Below are 21,270 nucleotides of genomic sequence, written 5' to 3'. Positions count from 1 at the left end.
TACGAAAGGTAAGGAAATAGAAAAAGGGAGCTATAACTTTGACTAAGAAGGAACACAGAAAGAAAGCTGGCAGTAGTGCGCAGATAATGGACTCTGTCGTCGATTATGTTGGATGCTTTAAGAGGCGCTCTGATGGTAATGTGAAATGGTCTATTGAGGTGGGCTTTGAGGATGGGATGACCACACATGTAGGAATTTCCGTGGCTCCACTTCTCGTGAAGGGTAAGGTGCTCAATCCAAGTGGTAGTGACAAAACTGAAGAAAGTCAATTGGATATTGTCCGTTGGATCGACATCTACGATGACATTGAGAGGGCGCAGCCCCCTTCAGAACTCAACTCTAGATGCTCATATTATGAACTGAATAGTATTGGTACGCTTTACTTCGTTCCCGCATTTGAACTGGCGAGAGCTTTATTTTTAAAAGACTCTTATTTTGCAAGATTGTCTGTGAGACATAATTCTTTGAATGAGGAGTTCTACATTGAAGAGACTAAGTCCAAAATAAAAATAAGCATTCTAAGTGGAGCTGATTACCCTCAGGCGCATTTTAATAGCGATAGCAGCCTAGAGGTCCTGAGTTGGATGTTATTGAACGAAAAGGCTCGGCGGTCATTTGATTCTATTGCAATGAAATTAATCATTAATTCAGAATACACAAGCTCTTGCGAAGAGGAATCTGTATTTGACTTTCAACCCCCAGGGCTTTTTGGTGCAAAAATGTTGGTTCGAGCAAGTAAAATGTCGACATCGTCTCAATATTTGGTCAATGAGATTATAAGCATTGTAGGTGTATCTCATTCGGCCGACCGTCCAATTGAATTCCACTATCCATTAGAGAGAGTCAGCAGTATTCCAAGCGATAGATTGAAACCGAGTACTGCAGTAAGTAATGATTTGGTAGATGTAGATTTTGGTGCCATGGAAGATGCGAGTGTCGATCGAGAATACGCCAAAATTGACTATAAGCCCACTAATATTGTTTTTAAAGAAGCACCGCTTATCAGCAGAGAGTTTGTCGTAACAGTAGTTGACCGACTGACTGATGTTAAAGAGGTCAGTGATGTTGATTCCGTAGGTACGACCGTAGGCGATTCTGCATTTGGGGGGGAAGGTCAGGGAGTTGGAATTGGACCAAATGCTCAAGATAATAGTGGGCATCCTGCTTTCTTAGATATCGAGAAAATGATCAATGTGTTAGTCAGCAGATATCGATTTCAGTCTATTTCAAAGAATATCTATGCATTGCCTATGATAGCTGGTTCGAAAAACCATCTGTTGACTGACGGTTTGAATCCTAGATCACTACTGGTGTGTCAACTGAAAGTTGCTACCAAGTATGTTGTAGTGTTAGAAGTCGATATCTCAGACAAGGCGGATCACGTTTCGACTTTAGTTTTGTATTCTCACAATGATGAAGTTCTATTCACTTCGTTGAATTCGGTTGTTAAAGGACTCATGACCAACTCCCTTCACTGGCCATCACAGCTCCTGGATAAATATAGAGGGGAGGTGCAATATTTTCGTTTAAATCATCCCGTGAAAGGTCGGAGCCAGGAGTTTAGTAGTGCCGAGATAGAGTCATGGGCAGCCAGATTTATATCTAATTTGCCACTTTTAATATGAGTTTAATTTGAATAGGTATTTGTGGGGAGCCAGCTAGTTGCTAACCTAGGTCCAACAACTAGCTTTTGGTTTGGATCGACCTTTTGGTGACTTAGGTGGTAAACTCCAATAGTTTACCATAATGTATCGGCTATCCACATTGGTTGAAGTAGAGATCCAAATTGTTAACTACGAAAGCGACAAGCATTTTTAAATTCCCTCACATAATTAAAGGGTGGAATATTGTCGTGTTAGTTGGGAATGAAACAAGGACTGAAGATATTTGTTCGACGGATGTAATAAGGAATTCCTTATAGTCCCCATAAAAAGTCTCTATCTCCCCGATTTGCGTATTTAGTCTATGTTCTCTATGCATTAAGTATAGTATGGAGTCGCCCAGAGTCAGCATTGCACCTAGGTCAAAACTGCCGATATGCTGGGTACCAGATGGGTCATAGTATTCAAGTTTACATTCCAGGCGATCTTTAACTGAAATATTCCATCCTTTTGGGAGATTCAATAATTCAGGGAGGTCTTCGCTGATTTCAGACTCAACTTTTTTTGTGTCAGACAAAATCTTGTTAGGTACAGAATCTATCTCCTGTTCGGTCCAGTAATAAACTTTTTCTATGCCGTAGATGTATGCATTAGCTTTCCCTCGATTTGATGGTTTCTTACTAGAAAAATCTCGATCCATAACGATATCAAATGCAATGCCGTTAGTCTCATAGGTAGCTTCATATTCATTTTTTATTGAGGTTTGAGTTGCTGAAACTAGCAACGAATTGAAGTGCGCTATTTTTATCATATCCTTAACTCTTCAGTTTATGTACATGGACATGGTCTAATAAGCACAATTTGTATGTGCTCATTGCTTTTTTTACAAACGGTCGCCTCATTGATTTTGCGCCGACAAATTCGGCTATCAGAATTGGATCACTTTAAACTATTGTAAAGTTCACTTGATGAAAGGGTTGGAGATATAGATTTGATTAGCTTTGAGCAAGATTAGCTTCACTCTGAAGTGAGCGAAGGAAATTGAGATTGATGCATCTGAAGTTAATAATTTCAAGGGTCCTACTCGTTTTGGTAATGATTTAATGAGCTAGGATGACATGCAGAGGTATTGGTGGTCTCAGAGGTAAATCACGACTTTTAGCTGAGAAGGAGCTCGGATATGGGCTGTTTAAAGATTAGATAGTTTAATGTTCAGTTTGCAGCTATTACCCTTAATTAAGGATGCGATACAGGACAGCCACATCGGTTTGAAAATGTTGGAGAACAAAAAAGTAGTTAACAACACAATTAAGATGTTAACAAAGCAATATTGTTGTAAACAAAATACTGTTATTTCACTGCTCTTAATAAGAATTACTCTCATCTACTGGATAGAAAGGTCTATTTCCTAATGTCGGGAACTTACACAAAGCAGTCATTATTTGCCAATGAGGTTTATTTTTAAAAGTAATACAAGCAGACGTTAATTTGGCAAAGGTTAGGATAGCAATTCCTAAATTACTTACCCTATTTGTCTGATTAGTTGAGAGCGCCAATAATCGATGCTTTTACTAGCAATATTTAAGTCAATCAAAAGCGTAAATGTATCGGTAAGGGGGCGGAACACACTCCCTAGAACATTCATATAAATAGGAGTTCGATATTTGGGAATGACTTATTTACTGAATAATAAATAAAGGTTGGCTTGACGCAAATACTTCGCTCGATTAATTGACCGCTTTGACTAAGAAATCTACAGTTTAAATCGTGAAGTCCAAGGTTGATTTATCGACGTCTCTCAATGTCAATGGACCAGGGAGTTAGCATGTTATCACTCAAAGCGTGTGCGGATCGAGCTCAGTATATGAAACTTTCCTTTCTTGCGCAGATACTGTTTGCAACCATTCTGGTTTTTCACTCACTACAATCTCACGCTGACTATACAGAAACCGACGCTGAGTATATAGAATCCGTGTTTACACGTAAGTTTGAGTTAGGGAGTCGATGTGCAATGATCCAATTCCCAATTGCCTCACTACCACTAAACAACTCACAGTTCTTTATAGACAAACTATCCGGACAATATTTAGCTCAAAGGTACGGTGTATATAAGGCTCACTGGGGAGTAGATATATCAGCATCCGGCGACAAATTAGCAGCACTCATAAATCAGTCATCGCCAGCACGAGAAAATAGTATTCCGGTAAGTGCCATCGCAGACGGTCGCGTAGTCTATAGCGAGCTTAACGATGATCCCCCGCAAGACGGCTTATTTCTAAATAAATTTACCGGTTATACACTGGTTTTAGACCACGGTGGTTGTCTTTCGCTATACTCACATTTAGCGACTCCGCCTGTCGACAAAGACGGAAATAAGTTAAAAGCCGATTGCGATAACACTTCCAATTGTCGAAGTACGGTGTCACAGTCGGAAACAATTGGTTATCTATTGTTAAAAGGTGCAAATTCGAATCTCCCTGAGGATATTCGAGATCAAGCAATGCGGGTCAATCCTTCTGGCCAAATTGAATGTCTCGCACCTACCGGAAACATTGCTAGAGTACGAGGTGAACGTAGTGTTCATCTGCATTTCGCGATTATCGATTCTTATGCTCCATTAAAGGTGCAGCCGACAAATATCTTCAGAGAAGCATTGGGTGTTAGGCGCCCCAATCAAACACTAGACAGTACTCAAAAGTTCTTAGAACCTCGCTTGATTCTTGGTGACGGTGTTTACGTCGAAAGAGAAGCATCAACAAAGGACTTTATTCACTGTAAACCAATAATCCCCAGTTTGGAGCCGTCATTCGAAGGCGTGTTAAATGACCATTTCGGTGTATATGTAAAGAGCCCTAAAGACCTACCAATCTACCGATCGTTAGCGTCTGGAAGTTCTTCATTAGAACGGACGAAAATTGCATCACTGCTCATAACTGGTCTAGATATGACTGTTCAGTCATATGAACAAATTAACTCTATCGCTCCAGAATCATCCGAGTTTATAAATATTGACAGTTTCGATGATATCGAGCTTAAAACCGAATCATTTGCCATGCTAACTCAGCAGTTGACCCACGAACTCGATTTGCCTATAGGGTTTATTAACTCGATACGCAATGAGTTGGATGGGTTAAATTGCATTCAAATCGATGAAGCATGTGAACTACTCTATATGGATTATGCTTCATCACGGATTACGGAATATACACTTAAAGTTGCAATAAATACTGAGGCGGGCCAAAAAGTTAATGAGGTAATGACTCAGTATACTCAGATACAGAAGAATATAGAAAGAGTTTCCGCGGGTTTTTCCGACTCATACAATGCTATAGCTCTTGCAAAAGGCACACGTGCAACACTTCAGGGTGTGGCGTCGTTTAGCACAAATGTTTCCTCAGCAATTCAACTGGCTAACGATGAGTTAGGAAAAACTTTGGGTGAAGACACGCGGAAAACACTACAAAAGATCTCAAATAATGCGAATAAAGTATCATCCGCAATCAACACCGGCATGCAACTCTACAGTATGTTTTCAGGTGGCGGCGCTTTAACTGTAACAGGCGTTATAATGCCAAGTACTCCTCCAACAGACCCAGTTGTACTTGAAACCTTAAATACGATTTCAAATCAGTTGAGAGATATAGACTCAAAGCTTCTAGCAGTTGCAGAGTCTGTTTTAGAACTCCATGAAAAAACTGATCTTGTTTTGGAAAATCAGAAAAGGATAGAGACAAAGATAGATCAGTTGGCACTGAAAGTTGATGATGTTTTTTCCGCGCTGAACCAAAATGATCAAAAGCAGATCGATTTATTAGCGGATATAAAACTCAGTCAAATTGTTAATCTAGACAGAGATGACTCTAATTGCTCAAACGCGTTTGGTAGCATACTTAAACTCGCCCCGTTATATGAGGGGGAGCAATGGATGATCGAATTCTTGCTCAGTGGCGCATACAGAAATGAAGTTTTTCGTATTGAAACATTAAAGAGGACTAGAGGTCAAAAACAAGAATTCGAAGCGTGTATATCGGATGGCATAAATAGTTACTTAGCTGATGTAGGCTGCGGGGTAAGTGTTTTAAGTTCAACGTCTGTCGCTGTACAAGATAGGCTGAAGGTGAGAATCAAAGAGCTTTTCCCCAATAACCTTCAGAACGACAAACATGTTAATCATCTCATGTCATTGGGCATACCAGGTGGCCTATCAGATCAGGATTCTATTTCAGTAAATAGCCAACGCGTTGAATCTTGCTGGCCGTTAAGTCGAGCAAAGAGTTCTGAATATTTTAAAACAGTCTCGAAAGCAGTCGGAACACACATCGATATAGAACGTCTATTGGAGGCAATATCTCTCCACATAGCGCTTAATGCTTATTATGTAGTTCCGAGTTTGGACAGCAATGACGAAGAGTTTATGAATGAACGAACTACATGGACGATAAACAATGATAGCCAGCGTCTAATTTACTTATTGAAATTGGCATTGGTACAAGAGGCGCTTTTAACGGGTGGATTCCCTGCTGATGACAAAAACATGAACGCCATTTTGAATGACGACTTAAGTTCCTACTCTTTCACTGCCTTATTGAATGTGGGTGAGTATATGTCAAAACAAATACGACCTGGTTTGTTCGAACTATTAACTACTTGCGAGTTTGAAGAGGCTAATCACATTCACTATAGCAATTGCGCCAAGATTGTAGTGAACGCACTGAATTATTGCGGCGAGGGAAAAGGGTGTTTAGGCTGGAGGTTTGTTTCAGCTGATAAAACTCCAGTAAGGAGGTGTGTGTTCTCAAGTGACATTAGAGAAATGAACACTTCGGGCTATCTGTTCTTCGTAAAAGAGATCACGAATGACAATGGTAGTTATATTTGCTTGCCCGTTCCTAAGTATTCTATGAAACATAGTTACTATCAGACACAAGAGCAACGAATGCTGCTCAATGCATTGATGAAATTGGACTCGTTCGATAAATGGATGAAAACTGATGTTTCAATGCAACTGAATTGAGACGTTGAAGCAGAGATAGATATGAAAGGTAGCATTGGAAGTATTGTAATAGCTTTTTTCGGGTTTTCAGATATGGTGAATGCTCAAACCTATACATATGACATAAGCGAATTCGAATTATGCAAAACAGCGATTGTTCACTATGCGATGACTGGGGTTTTTAGGAACTATAATTACGGGGTGAATACAGAGTTATTTTTCGACGAAATCGAGAACTGCATCAATGTGGCATCGACGACTTACAGTAGCTATTCAACTGACTACAGGCCAACCTTGGAAATTAAACTAGATGACATTCTCTCTAAAGAATTTATAAATCGTAGTTTCGTTAAAGAAAGTGACGAATTGTATGTTCATTACCGAAAGTGTGGCGACCAATATGACGCGTCCAGAAAATGTCCTGCTAAGTATCTGATTAACTATACTTGGAAAGAAATAGAGGCTAAAAAACTTGGAACCACTTCTCCACAAAGCTGTTTTGATTCGGTTAGAGCCGCATATCAGAACATAATTCCTGAGATAGCATCAAAGGATGCACTTGACCGTAATACTGTCGAAGATATTTTTAAACGACTACAGATGTCATGCGGCAGCAACACGGTGCAATTATATAGATCCAAAATTTGTAGTAACGGCACCCCAAAGTCTTTGAAAATATCCGTCACTCAGAAATGGACGAGTCGAAGCTCTGCGGACATAAAAGAAATGTCACAAGATCACGGATTCTTTGAACTTGGAGTGTTCTGCAGATGATCTGAACACTTACTCTAATATTATGAATTTAATACTGTGGTTCAATTGGCTTGGATAGAAGCTAAGTTCGGACCTCAGTATATTGGGCAGTAGAGAAAGTTTGAGGTATCCACTTGAGGGCTGCCTAAAGCACATGGCCAACCTGAAAATTACTAGGGTTAATAGTGGCTTAGCCTTGGCAACCGAAGTCGGAATGAAGCCTGCTTTTAGTAATTCAATTCATTTCCTAACCAAGTCAATAATCTGACTTGGCTTTGATAATGTCCCGAAAGGGACGGTAATCCCCCCCGGAATTTAACAGGGGTCAAAAGTAGAGTTTTCTCGTAACCTATACGCAGGAGATTCTGCAATGAAAAAATCACGTTTTACCGACAGCCAGATCCTGGCCATTCTGAAACAAGCTGAAGCGGGCACGCCAGTACCAGAGCTGTGCCGGGAGCACGGCATGAGTAATGCCTCATTCTATAAGTGGCGCGCCATGTATGGCGGTATGGACGCATCGCTGATGGCTCGCTTCAAAGAACTTGAAGACGAAAACCGTCGCTTGAAAAAGATGTATGCCGAAGAACGCCTCATGTCTGAGATCCGCAAGGAAGCGCTTGAGGGAAAGTTATAAAGCCATCTCATCGCCGAGAGATGGCGCGTGCAGCGATTCAGCAACATGGCTTGACGATTCGAGAGGCGTGCAGGGCTCTGGGCATCAGTGAAACCTGTTTCCGTTATCAAGCCAAGTTATCGACTGAAAACGCCGAGATCGCTGACTGGCTCATTAGGTTGACCCATAACCTGAAGAACTGGGGCTTTGGTCTGTGCTTTCTGTTCCTGCGCAATGTGAAAGGCTATGGCTGGAACCACAAGCGCGTGTATCGGATCTACAGGGAGTTGGAGCTTAACCTGCAGAAACGGATCGTTCGAGAGAAGCCAGAGGCCCTAGCGGTGCCCGAGGCCATCAATCAGTGCTGGTCAATGGACTTTATGCATGATCAGCTCGAAGACGGCCGTACTTATCGCCTGTTCAATGTGCTGGATGATTTTAATCGCGAGGGGCTGACCATTGAAGTGGATTTGTCTTTGCCAGCTGAACGGGTTACAAGGGCACTAGACCAAGTGATTGAATGGTGAGGTAAGCCACGAGTATTGCGTTGCGATAATGGTCCGGAATACATCAGTGGCACCTTGGCTATTTGGGCAGAAAAGCGAGGTATCCACCTGAGCTTCATCCAGCTGGGTAAACCACAGCAAAATGCCTATATCGAGCGCTACAATCGAACCGTACGTTATGACTGGCTGGGGCAATATCTGTTCGAGAGCATTGCGCAGGTTCAAGACCATGCCACACGATGGTTATGGACGTACAACAATGAGCGGCCTAATATGGCGCTCGGCGGCATAACTCCAAAAATGAAATTGGAGCGTGCTGCCTAATCTTCTACTTTTAACTAAGATTAAAAATGGGGGGATTACCACAAGAATCGTCTTTTCAACAATAGACGCAGACCTCGAAGAACTGGAAAACCCCTTTAGAGTTGAATTTACAGCATGGTTATGAGAAATACCCATGAATATCACATTGATATGTTAATCCGTTATATAAATATCTCGTCTATCCATAAGTCAAATCATACCAATCCAGACTTTCTATATATATGTGACATAGCCAACTTAACCATAATACGCTTCTTATTTAATTGTAGAAGGCGTTTGCTATCGTCGGGTCATTTAAAGACTTACCGCCCTTGATTTAGTGGCTAACCTAGGCAACTATTAATCGTACAATTTCTGATAGAATGAGTATGGAAAATGCTAGAATTCCTAGAATCAGTTTCTGATCAAGACGGATTTATCCAACCTAATTTAGTCGCAAGGTACTTTGATAAAACAGTCGCAGAGATACTGGACATGTCAGACATCCCGAGCTCCGCAGCAGAAGACCCAGTTATTCAACGATCTAATACAAATCAACAACGTCTGCACACTGCGATTGCGATCATCAATCAAGTTAGACCATGGACTAAAGATCAATTTGAAGCGTATGCCTGGTACAGGTCGGAACCGATCCCAGCCTTTGGTAACCAGACCGCAGAAGCAGTCGTAAAATCGGGAAAAATCCAGGCACTAAAATTATACCTTGCTACAATTTCATTAGGTGGTTTTGCTTAATACCCTCCCAATTTTACATTTCTATATACACCTAAGTTTGCCCTCAATATAAACGTGAACCTTTTAATATACTCCAATTGAGTAACATTTTTCCTTAAAATCGCACAAACACTTAATATTCGGTAGGGTCCGGTACGGCAATATTCCATTTTCCTTCTCTAAATTTTACGCTAAAAAGACCTTGAGAGATTTCTCCGTTTTAACCTTGGCAAGCCCCTGGTATTGTAGACACCTGTTAGCGTTACAATAACGCAAAACGATAGGTAGTCTTATTATGAGCGGTAAACGCTACACCGAAGAATTTAAGATTGAAGCCGTCAAGCAAGTCACAGAACGTAACTACAAGATTAGCGAGGTTGCTGATCGATTAGGTGTGACCACTAAAAGCCTTCACGACTGGATAAAGAAATAAGGTTACTCCAGCTCTCAGCATCACACCATTGCTGACCAGCAAGATGAACTCAGGAAGCTCAAAGCAGAGCTCAGGCGGGTCACTGAAGAAAGAGACATACTAAAGGAAGCCGCCGCGTATTTTTCAGTCGAGTCAAAGAAAAATACGCGTTCATAAAGTCACGGCTCGAACGTTTTTCCGTGGCCGCTATGTGCCGAGTGTTAGAGATACATCCCAGTGGTTTTTATGCCTGGCTACAGAAACCAAAGTCTAATCGAAAATTAGAAGACGATCGCTTGCTGACTAAGATTAAACAGTTCTGGACGGAAAGCGGATTTGTGTACGGCTATCGTAACATCACCAAAGACCTCAAGGACGACAATGAGCACGTTGGTAAGAATCGGGTGTATCGCATTATACACCAACACGGCATCCTCTCTCATCGTGGCTATAAAAAGCACAAAAGGTTTAAGGGTGGCGACTTGAGTCAGGTGGCACCTAACACCTTAGATCGAGAGTTTGAAGTCATTGAGCCAAATCAGGCTTGGGTTACGGACTTCACGTACAACAGAACCCATGAAGGCTGGTTGTACTTAGCGGTGGTACTCGACTTATTCAACCGGCAAGTCATCGGCTGGAGCATGAAAGCGAACCCTAGGGCGGATCTAGTTATTGACGCCCTTATGATGGCGATCTGGCGTCGCCAACCTAATGAGAAGGTACTCATACACTCTGATCAGGGCGTTCAGTACACATGCAGTGATTGGCGCACGTTCCTGAAAAGCCACAATCTGGAGGCAAGTATGAGTCGGCGAGGCAATTGCCATGACAATGCAGTCGCTGAAAGCTTTTTCTCGAATCTAAAAACGGAGCGCATCCGAAAGAAAATTTACAAGACTCGAAACGAAGGGCGAGCAGAAGTCTTTAACTATATTGAGCTTTTCTACAACCCAGTTCGACGACATGGAAACAATGATGGGCTGTTTCCGGTCGAGTACGAGAAACAGTATTTTGAGAAGCTAATGAGTGTCTAAGAAGCTAGGGGCTTGCCAGCCATGTCTTTTCTGATTCATCACGAAGACCTTAAAACGGCCGATTTAGATAAGTACTTGACCTCGATTGACGAAATTGAAAGGCGTTCTGGTGTCGACCTTCTAGCACTGTTGGCTAACGCATATCAAGCAGTAATTGAAAGTATCAGGCCGTCGAACCAACAGTAGTGCAGAATATGCGAATGGATGTAGCGAGAACTTGCTGCCACCATAGCTCGGCGTACACAAGTAGTGTGGTTAACTTCCTTCAAATGCCGTATATAAGCTAAAATGGGTACATCTAGTGAGCAAAGTTACTTTTATGAAACCTGTAATCCACAAGCCTCGATCAGTGTAACTTTGTTGATCCATTGCCGGTACCAGTGTCTCGAATGTGGCGATATTGTCGAGAGCAATGGCAGTTTGGTGTACTGTTCCCGTGGGAATCTAGAATTAGACAGGCGCCCAGGTCCTGCAGAAACTCCATATCGGCTCATTGGAAGTCCTGATAAACGGTGAAGTAAGTGTGTTTGGCTATGTGGAGATGGAGTGTTGATTTGTACTTAGGAGTGACACTGTGGATCAAATTTGGGTGCAAATCAATTAGGAGTTAGCTTGGAGTTCGGAAGCCGCCTATAGTGGGATAGCATTAATCATGATAGAAAAAAGACAGATTCTTGTCGGTGTTGTTGTATTAGTTTTCGGTATAACTTTTTTGTTAACTCGAGAATATTCAAGTTCTAGCTTAGGCAGCGATATAAGAATATTGACACAATATCTGAATGCCTCAGTTCAAGAGAGCGGTAGATTTGTGTATAAAATCCCAAGGAAAGAATCAGATTCAATTGACTACAACATACTTCGTCATGCCGGTTCTATTTATTCAATGGCTACTTCCGAATATTCCGATGAACATTCGGTTGGAGCTGCGATAGATTTTTTAGTTGAAGAAAGCTCTAGTCCAGTCGAAGGGTTAGATAACTCATTAGCTGTTTGGTCAATTCCCAATTTCAATTCACCAAAAACCAAACTTCAAGCAAAACTTGGAGGAACGGCTCTGGCGGTTGTTGCTCTCTCAAATCTACCTAATTGGCATGACTATGAAAATGAGTTAATCCGTTGTGGGAACTTTCTCGCATTTATGCAGAAAGAAGATGGGTCATTTTATTCGAAATACTATCCAGAAACTGTTGGTAGAAGTGATGAATGGGAGTCCTTGTATTACCCAGGTGAAGCTGCATTAGCATTTGGTTATTTATTTGAGTTAACCAAAGATGAGATTTGGCTTGAGCATTTGGAATCTGCCCTGCATTATTTAGCTGTATCTCGTTCAGAATCAGGAGAGTACATAAAAGATCACTGGGCTTTGATTGCTACAGCGAAATACTTTGGTTTTAAACTCAGTAATGAGCAAAAACACAGGGATATTTATTTGCATGCAGTTGAGGTAACAAAGACTATGTTGTTGCAACAAATTACGGAGGATAAGATAAATAGATTCTTAGTTGGAGGGTTCTCCAACAATGGCGCCATCACGCCTTCAGCAACAACCCTTGAAGGGCTTATCGCAATTTCCCCTTTTATTAAAAACAGTGATATCGACAAAAAAGACCTTTATACAGCTATCGAATTAGGTATCGAATTTATACGAAGTGGAATTATACGTTCAGATGAGCTTAAAGGAGGTGTCAAAAGAGCGATCGCTCAATTTGACGTAGATCACCCGATGGCAACCGATCATAATCGCCGCGTGGATGAAATTCGAATCGACTATGTGCAGCATGTGCTTAGTGCATTGTTGGGGTTCAGGGAATTGAAGAAATAGGCGAGTATACTTGTCTAACTCTATTTACTCGCCTAAAGCTCGACTAGAATAAATTATAAGAAAGTCCTAGCGAGAATGATGTCGAAGCAAATGAGCGATTATTTTCATTCCCGGGCGTGGTAGTGGAAGAAAGCGTGTATTCTGTCGCACCTTTACGTTCGCCAATCTCAATTTTTGCGTTAGAGAAGAGGCTGAGTTTATCTGTAAGTGGATGCTCTAATCCCATGCCAATGGCGCCGTCAAACCCCGACCACAAATAGGTTTCATCTGTCAGGCTGTCATCGTCGAAATCTTCGTAAGTAGAATAACGGTAATAGCCAAGCTCTGCTAAGGCGTAAAGCTCAGCAGAAAAGAAATACTGTATAGCTGCCTGCACGTCAATCGTTAGCTCACCCTCAACCCTAACGGGTTCCTGTGAATCAGTTGTCGCATTATAAGACTTTCGGTCATTGTCTTCTTTGTCAAAGCTATCGACTACCAAGGACAGTTGTATGTCGGGGCTGAAGGTATAGCGAACTCCGGCAGAAGTGTCACCAATCGGTGTAATAATTAAGTCCACTTCCCCAGTAGATCTAGTATCTGACGCAAACAAAGAACTAGAAAGCAAGCCAGCGGCAAGCAAGACTGCAGGTTTTTTCACGGTAAATTACCTCTTGCATATTAAGTGATTGAATTAATGAATTGATCTGACCAGTGGTTTTAGAGATTACAGCATTGACGGAAACTATACAAAATCATAGAATTTGCTCAAATTTAGAACAATTCCTTCTAGATAATGCCGTTCGTTATGCCTTTCTATGACTAAAAGGTCATTTAGCGATTTGTTAAGGAGTCAAGTCATGTCACGAAATCTTACGTTTTTACTCATGTTTGTTGCTATTTGGATTTTGAGCAGCTGTCGATCTGAAGATACCGCCGGTGTCAATACTATTCAGGAGCGCTGCTGGGAATGCGACCTGAATGATGGAGACTACTTTGGCGACGACGATGACGATGACGATGACGATGACGATGACGATGACGATGACGATGACGATGACGATGACGATGACGATGACGATGACGATGACGATGACGATGACGATGATGATGACAACACAGAACAGAGTCAGTTCGATAATCAAAAACCGTTAATTGACAGCGATGCAGACCTGGCCCAGACCGATATTGAAGGTACGGTTCCGACATTAGGTGATCATCAAACTCCCGCAGGTGTTGCTGACCAGATTGATGGCGCCTCAGATGATGCCGCTGCAAATGGCCTCGAAAAAGCAGATGAAGATAAAGACGCGACAACCCAAGGTGGGGATAACCCAGACGGAAAGCCTTGTCGGAACACTTCGTACCCCGTCGACTTCGTAGATGGCTGTAAGATTTGGTCGACTCATGATGTTGGTGGGGGCGAATCAGATGTAATTTCGCTGCTAAGGCAGTATAAATCTTCCTTTGAATACGATTTTAGTCTTGGTAAATATCACACCTTTCCTTTAGACAGTCGTATTGTTGTAGGGCACGACCCAGTTCAGCCTTTATTAAATATACGAACTCAAACAAATAATTTAATTGCCGCTCAGCAAGCGGTGATTAATAAGGTAAATTCAGAATCTACTTCACTTAAGAATAGCTATTCACCTTACCAAAACAGTTTAATCAACAGCTATATTGCGGGAATAGTAGGTGACACTGGCTCTACCGGTTGGAAGCAAACCTATTCAGAACCCGCGGCGACATTGATTTCCAATTACAACGCCATCCTACCCGGTTTAAATTCCGAAATTACCACTGTGCAAGGCTTAATAGGCAAAAACCGATACTCGATGGTAGGTGCCAAGCCTGATACTTCAGAAGTGGGCAACAGCCGCCTGCGTTGGTTTTCACCGAATGGTGGTGTTTATTTATTTGAATTAAATGATTCTGGCACCTACGAACCTCGCAATCACCTTAACTCTATTTCAATATCAACTGATGGGTACGAGGTTACGACTACTGCAGGCAAGTCGTATATTTATGATTCCTGGGGTTTGCTAACGCGGATTGAGGACCCACAACAAAACATAGTGACGATTGAGCGATTGTCTCATTCGGAATCCAACAATTTAGACCACTTACAGATTCAATCAGTTTCCGATCAAAATGGTCGAAAGTTTATCTTTAGTTATGGCAGTGATCATCGTCTTGACACAATAACAGACGAAATTGGGCGGACGCTGACGTACGAATACGAGACGAAGGACTCAGATAACGTACTATTAGATAAAGTAATTGGTTTCGATGGACTTGTTACCGAGTTCGAATATGTCAAGAAAGGTGGCAAGTGGCTGGTCGAATCCCGTAAACAAGGTGCAGGTCAGCGCAGTGTAACCTATGTTGAGTCTGATGCTCTGGGTAAATTCGTAGTCGATACACAGACAGATGAAATCGGCCACACTTGGTCTTACAAATATGAACAAGGCTCGACAGTTGTAACGAATCGTGATGGTGTAAGTTCTACCACTTACTTCTATAACGACGAACGCCTGTTGACTTCTAAGACTTATGACGATCTCGAACAAGGATTCTCTGCAACTGAGAGTTTTTCATATACAGATGATGGTCTGCTTGAATACCAATGGGACGAAGAAGAAAACTTAACCAGCTATGGTTATGACTCTTCAAACAAACAATCATCGAAAGTAAATGGAGTAGTTAGTCCTGTATCCATTTCTTGGAATTGGCAAAACAACCTGTTGGAAGATACAACGAACGGTGAATCTGAGAAGGTAGATCATGAGTATGTCAATGGCTTACTGACATACACACATTTCCCAACGGATTCGAACATAAACGGGTCAACCATTGAGTATGTCTATTACGAGGGTACAAACCTTGTAAAAGATAAAATCCAAGAAGATGGTGCCGGTGACTATAAAACGACATACACGTACGATGCCTATGGATATGTAAATAGCATCTCTGAATACACTCCTTATTCGGAAGAACCCGTGGCAGTTACTTCCATCTTGAATGATGCCATCGGACGCAAACGTTCAGTCACTGATGCTGCGGGTCGTACTACTAAATATTACTACTGCGAGGCGCATGTCGACGGAGGTGTTGAACTTACAGCAGGCTGCCCAGCGAGTAGTCGCAGCCTTGATAAGCCCGTTCGTATTGAGTTGCCGACTGTGGAAACTGAGCTGAAAAACGGTACTGTTTTGGTTGATAACTTTGCCATCACTTTTGAGTATGACCAGTACAATCGATTAGAAAAGAAGACGGATTACACTGGTATAGTCACAGAGTTTACCTATTTCCCCAATAATGATGTTAAATCGAAGACTGAAACTATTCCTCACCCTGCCGGCGAAATTAAGCGTTCTTGGTTATACGCCTATACACCGGAACGTAAACTTGAGTTTGTAACCGAAAAGCAATCAATTGATGAAATTGATGGAGTCGGTCGTAGAACGAAATACGAGTACGACTACCGTCAACGCCTGACCAAGAAAGTCGTCATGGCTTCCGCGGGAATAGACTCGGATCTTGAAACAAATATCAAAGAAGTATTCGAATACTACGATAATGGCTGGTTGTATAAGAAACGTGTTTTTTCCAATGCAAACGCGTTCGATGAATGGATTTATACATACTATGATTCTGGTTTGTTAGAAACAGAAACTAATCCAGATGGTGGTGTCGTTACCTACTATTACGACGCCGCAGGCCGGTTGACAGATGTAGATGAAGACATCAACCACGTTGTCGTTAGTAACTCAACGGCATCGCAGACTATCAAGCCAACAACCCGTGGTTGGATCGCTGCAGAAGAAAATGCCGATGGTGATATCTGGACCTATAACTACAGTGTTACGGGTGCAGAGTTATCACGCAGTATCAACAATACCGACAGCTCAACTTGGACGAATAACCTAGTTAACCATCTCGGCCAGGCGCTCGAAACCGAACTGCCAAATGGTGAACTAATTACGCGAACTTATAATGGTGTCGGTGAGCTGACTTATGAGAAAAACGCCGAAGGCGACGAGACGTCTTTGCGTTACGATTCCATGGGTCGAGTGACTTACCGAAAAGATGCCAATGGCTTAGAAACGACTTGGGTCTACGAGCAGCTAGCGGATCATCTTTTGGTTACACGTGAGCAAGTAGATACACTATTGCCAATCATGCAGATTGGACGTACTCGCATCGAACGTAACGGCTACGATTTTCTGGGGCGTTTGATATATACCGCACAGGACGTCTCAGCGACGCAATTACAAGACGCTAAAACCTTAGTCTGGGACTATTTTTACAATGACCAAGGTTTGCTTGAAACCATTGTTTATCCAGAATTGAAATCAGACTCTACCGAGAGCTGTTCAGCAAAGATATTCGCATCGCCAAAAGCGCGTTTGGATAGCGAATGCTATCTAACAACGCAGTATGAGTATGACAATTTTGGTTATTTAGAGAAAACGACGAATCCTGGGGAAGAAGTAACAGAGTACTTGGAATTAGATGCACTTGGTCGTGCAGGAAAAGTAATACAGCCAGATTTGCGCTCTCTGCAATACCAATACAATTTCCGTGGTCAACCGACATTAATTACCCTGCCGGACGGGAATAGTACAGAAGTACTAGAGTATAACAGTCGAGGTGAACTCGAGCGGAAAACGGGTGCAACCGATCTGGAAGTTACTTGGTTGTATACCAGTGCAGGTCGATTGTTAGAGTCTCAAAATAACGGTTATGCATTAGTTTCAGATGATGATATAAACCCGACCAAGTACACCTATACTAAACTCGGCGCAGTCGAAACCATTACAAACCCTGAAATGGAAGTTACTGAGTACACTTACAATTCAAACGGCTTTGCTGACGGTCACTATAATGCCCTGAATGTGTTTTTCGATGTCACCTCAGATGCTCTAGGCCGAGTTACCAGCCGTAAAGAAGCGGTGATGGTAAACAACGATTATCCGGAAACTAAGACAGAATACTTTGACGGTGGTCGTAAGGTTGTTGTTACCAACGCTCATCAGCAATCCACGACTATGCACTACAATGCTTTTGGCGAATTGATCAAACTGGTGGATGCCGAAGGAAATGAAGTTGGATTTGCGTATAACGAACGAGGAGAACGTATCGCGCAGTGGGATCAGTTAAACAACGTTGAGTATTATGCCCACAACACTCGTGGTCAACTCATTCTGATGCAGGACAAACTGTCTCGAAATATTTCTATGGGGTATGACGCTGCCGGTAATCTCACTAGTATGTCTCAGCCTGAAATCGGTACCACTTGGTATGGCTATTACGGTGGTGGTCGCTTGAAAACAGTGACCAGCGCTAAAGGTAATGCAGCGAACGATCCTGAGTATACGCAGCACTATTCTTACGACAACAACGGTTATCTTGATACTGTTACGAATGAGATTGGCAAAATCACCGATTATGAGTTTGACGATGCAGGACGACTGTCATACGTGACGTTACCAAGCCAAGATCGCATTGACTACACCTATAATGCTCTTGGTCAGATGACGCAGCGCCAAGCCAACTACAGCTCAGAGACGAGAGAATCCTGGGGTTACGATGGTGTCGGCCGCTTAACCAGTATCAGTAATGCAAATTACGAGGAAAGCTACCAATATACGGATACGGGCGCATTGGATTTGGTTACCAATTCAACACTGGGTCAAACCATCGATTACAACAATGATGATAATGGTCGCCGTACCGGCATGGTTAGTTCGAACCAAAGCGTTACCTACGAGCGTGATGAGCTGGGTCGTATCTGGAAGCTAACAGAAGGCGACGAGGAGTATGAGTTTGGTTATGACGCCAATAACCGCATTACTTCCAAAACCAGCCCGAATGGTACGCGAGATTTAACGCTCTATAACGAACGCGGTGAAACCATTGCGGTGGTATTGCAGCGTAGGCAAACCACTGACGAGGTTTATGAAAATGGTCAAATCTATGGTTTTGATGATGCCTTCGTGCGTAACTATCAACGCAGTAACAACATTCCTGTAGGGTTTGATGTCTATTCATTTGAAGCGTTGTTGAATGGTGTGAGTGATCAGGCCGCAGAACAGTTCCCAGAAAATGGCTATATCACAGAAGACTTGTTGGTGTACCAGTGGAATGCCGCCGGAAACCTCATTGCTAAACAGTACAATGAAAAGTTCAGTTTCTTCTACACATACGATGACGCTAATCGCCTTGACCTGGCATACGAACCTGAAGGGCAAATCACCGATTACAACTGGGATGCCAACGGCAACTTGGATAACAAAACGGTACGAGACCTTTATTACGACTTTAGCTACAACGAAGCCAATCAGTTGGTCACCAGCACTAGTTGGCGTTTAGAGCATACTGGTAACGGCAACTCACGAGGAAACAGTGGTAATGGTCCTCATAAGGGTAATGGCACCCAAGAAGATTGGGATTGGCACCACCATGACCAGTTCCACTTCTTTGAATATTTGCTCGACCCAAGTGTGAATTTGAGCCAGATGCAGTTGAGCACCACCCATCAATACGATGACAATGGCAACCTGGAAACGGAAACCACCACTAGTGCCGAAGGCACCGAGGTGCAAACCTACCAACACGATGTTTATGGCCGATTGACCGGTATCGACACCAAGTACGGTGCCCAAGTGCGCTTCGATTACGACAGCCGTGACCGGCGTATCAAGAGTGCCCAGACTGGCTGGAGTGACCAGGTTAACCAAGCTCAGCAGAGAACCAGTGCCGATTACGCCTACAGCAGCCTCTACGACGGTCGTCAGGAACTGAGTCAGTTTGACCAAAGTGGAAGCCTGTATCGCCAGCTGACTTACCTGCCTAATCAAGTTGCAGGACTGTATGGGCAATTACTCAAGCAGATCCTGCCACAATGGCAAAATAGCGAGTTTGATGTTAGCGGATGGGGTGAAGACCTAGCACCACAACTGTACTTCCACAGTGACTACCAAAACAGCACGATCAAAGTGACAGCCTCGGATATGGCAGAGGGTGAACTGACAAGCTATCGCTATGCTTACACACCTACCGGAGAGGCCTATGGCTTTAAGCATCGTTACAGTCATGAACAGTTAACGCGAAGCTACGTCACTCATGGTCCTAACCGTAATCATGTTCAGAATTTGTATACGGGCAAATACGCGGAAGCACTAACCGGCCTCAGCCATATGGATGCCCGCTGGTATGATGCAACGAAAGCAAGGTTTATCCAAGCTGATCAATATAATCATGCAAACCTGATGTTGCCTGCCGGTGCCCAAAGTGAACTGATGCGTTACATAGGCCGTAGCCAAAGTGATCTTTTAAGAGATCCTGTTCAACAGATGAAGTATGGATACGTAAGTGGAAATGTCCTTTCCTGGGTGGACCCGTTTGGACTTTGTATTCCCAGTGAGGCTGGATATGTAGCCGCTGCAGATCAAGATCCATTTAAAAAGTTGGATAGATATAAAGACTACAAAGTCAAGTTAGATTCTGGTGCAAAACCCGAGTCATGGGAAACGGCACTAATTCAGAGCGATCTGGTTAATGATGGGCATTATTTGGGTGAATGGGGACCAAATAAAAATGGAGTCGACGGCTCCGCTGGTAAGGCTACTAAAAGAGCTTTAGAAAACCAGTTGAACCAAGACCGAAGAATAAACCCTCAACCTGCAGGACCACTTGGACCGACAATTACATTTAATAATGATGTTCGAGGCGGCCCAAGTACGGACCTTTCCGTAGATCCACGAATTGCAGATGCCGTAGAAGATTCCGTAGTAGAAACAGGTTTTAATATTAATATTAACAGTACTACAGGTGGAAATAGAACATCGAAAAGCCCTCATACAGATGGTCGTGCTGTAGATATAAATGTTGTAAATGGGAAAAAAGTAGACGATGCGTCTAATGGTGCAGATGTAAAAACTTTACAGGAAGCACTATATAATCACGAGAATACTAACCAAGTATTGGGGCCACAACTTAACAAAAATACTTGGGGGACTACGCCTTCTCCTGCTTTGGTAAAAAACCATAAAGATCATATTCATGTTGGAGTTCCACCACAATGAAATCATTACCAGTTATATTGTTAAGTGTTTTTGTTGCCCCGATAAGTTCATGTGCTGAGGAAAAATATCAAGGCTTGTTTATTCATTACGAAGGTATGGAATATGAACAAACCTTGATTGTTTGTAAGACAGGTGAAGTTTATCAACTGAAATCTTCACCTGTTACAGATGGTTTATTGGAGAGATATCATGCTCTATCTAAAAATGAATATGGTGAAGTGTTAGCTGTGTTCTCTGGTGTGGTTGAACCCGAAGACTTTGAAAAGTACCCAAACTCACATTATCAGGGATATATAGATATAACTGATATTCTTCACTTCAGCTCGAATCAAACCGAAATTGATAGTTGTTATGAGGTTATGCCTAATTAAAGTTGGCTCGATATAGATATGCAACTGGCTGAAATTAGAAACCAGATTGCTT

At 42.5% G+C, this 21,270-nt stretch carries 9 protein-coding genes and 2 pseudogenes; 9 read left to right on the top strand and 2 right to left on the bottom strand.

Annotation, left to right across the window (positions count from 1 at the left end; genetic code table 11):
* Window positions 1-38: 38 nt before the first annotated feature.
* Window positions 39-1,625 carry a Tn7-like element transposition protein TnsE gene (locus tag IYN85_RS13870; protein WP_196159501.1) on the top strand — a complete coding sequence of 529 codons (1,587 nt, stop codon included), beginning with the start codon at window positions 39-41 and terminating at the stop codon, window positions 1,623-1,625.
* 199 nt (window positions 1,626-1,824) lie between these two features.
* Here the strand turns inward: IYN85_RS13870 and IYN85_RS13865 are convergent, their stop codons facing one another.
* Window positions 1,825-2,412, bottom strand: a complete 588-nt coding sequence (locus tag IYN85_RS13865) for a hypothetical protein (protein WP_196159500.1) — start codon at window positions 2,410-2,412, stop codon at window positions 1,825-1,827.
* Between the two features lie 1,014 nt (window positions 2,413-3,426).
* On the opposite strand from IYN85_RS13865, the gene IYN85_RS13860 reads away from it, so the two are divergent.
* From IYN85_RS13860 to IYN85_RS13835, 6 genes and pseudogenes are all read left to right on the top strand, one after another.
* Window positions 3,427-6,615 (top strand): M23 family metallopeptidase, encoded by a 3,189-nt coding sequence (locus IYN85_RS13860; protein ID WP_196159499.1) that lies wholly within the window; start codon window positions 3,427-3,429, stop codon window positions 6,613-6,615.
* A gap of 21 nt (window positions 6,616-6,636) precedes the next feature.
* Window positions 6,637-7,368, top strand: a complete 732-nt coding sequence (locus IYN85_RS13855; protein ID WP_196159498.1) for a hypothetical protein — start codon at window positions 6,637-6,639, stop codon at window positions 7,366-7,368.
* A 349-nt stretch (window positions 7,369-7,717) separates the two neighbouring features.
* A pseudogene (locus IYN85_RS13850) lies at window positions 7,718-8,793 on the top strand (IS3 family transposase).
* Between the two features lie 375 nt (window positions 8,794-9,168).
* The gene (locus IYN85_RS13845) at window positions 9,169-9,528 is read left to right on the top strand and encodes a hypothetical protein (RefSeq protein ID WP_196159497.1); all 360 of its coding nucleotides are present in this window, start codon (window positions 9,169-9,171) and stop codon (window positions 9,526-9,528) included.
* 274 nt (window positions 9,529-9,802) lie between these two features.
* Window positions 9,803-10,953 (top strand): annotated as a pseudogene (locus tag IYN85_RS13840) (IS3 family transposase).
* Between the two features lie 652 nt (window positions 10,954-11,605).
* The gene (locus IYN85_RS13835) at window positions 11,606-12,775 is read left to right on the top strand and encodes a hypothetical protein (RefSeq protein ID WP_196159496.1); all 1,170 of its coding nucleotides are present in this window, start codon (window positions 11,606-11,608) and stop codon (window positions 12,773-12,775) included.
* A gap of 43 nt (window positions 12,776-12,818) precedes the next feature.
* On the opposite strand, the gene IYN85_RS13830 is transcribed toward IYN85_RS13835, so the two are convergent.
* A complete protein-coding gene (locus tag IYN85_RS13830) occupies window positions 12,819-13,415 on the bottom strand; it encodes a hypothetical protein (protein ID WP_196159495.1) in 597 nt (198 codons plus the stop codon).
* 199 nt (window positions 13,416-13,614) lie between these two features.
* Here IYN85_RS13830 and IYN85_RS13825 point away from each other — a divergent pair, with 199 nt between their 5' ends.
* Both IYN85_RS13825 and IYN85_RS13820 read left to right on the top strand, forming a co-directional pair.
* Window positions 13,615-20,847 carry a hypothetical protein gene (locus tag IYN85_RS13825; RefSeq protein ID WP_196159494.1) on the top strand — a complete coding sequence of 2,411 codons (7,233 nt, stop codon included), beginning with the start codon at window positions 13,615-13,617 and terminating at the stop codon, window positions 20,845-20,847.
* Window positions 20,844-21,218, top strand: a complete 375-nt coding sequence (locus IYN85_RS13820) for a hypothetical protein (protein ID WP_196159493.1) — start codon at window positions 20,844-20,846, stop codon at window positions 21,216-21,218. Before IYN85_RS13825 ends, IYN85_RS13820 begins: the two co-directional genes overlap by 4 nt.
* The last annotated feature ends 52 nt before the right edge of the window (window positions 21,219-21,270 follow it).

The sequence above is a fragment of the Reinekea sp. G2M2-21 genome, assembly GCF_015687175.1.
Taxonomy (GTDB): Bacteria; Pseudomonadota; Gammaproteobacteria; order Pseudomonadales; family Natronospirillaceae; genus Reinekea.
Note: the sequence above shows the minus strand (reverse complement) of the source record. Positions and strands in the feature narration are given on the sequence as shown.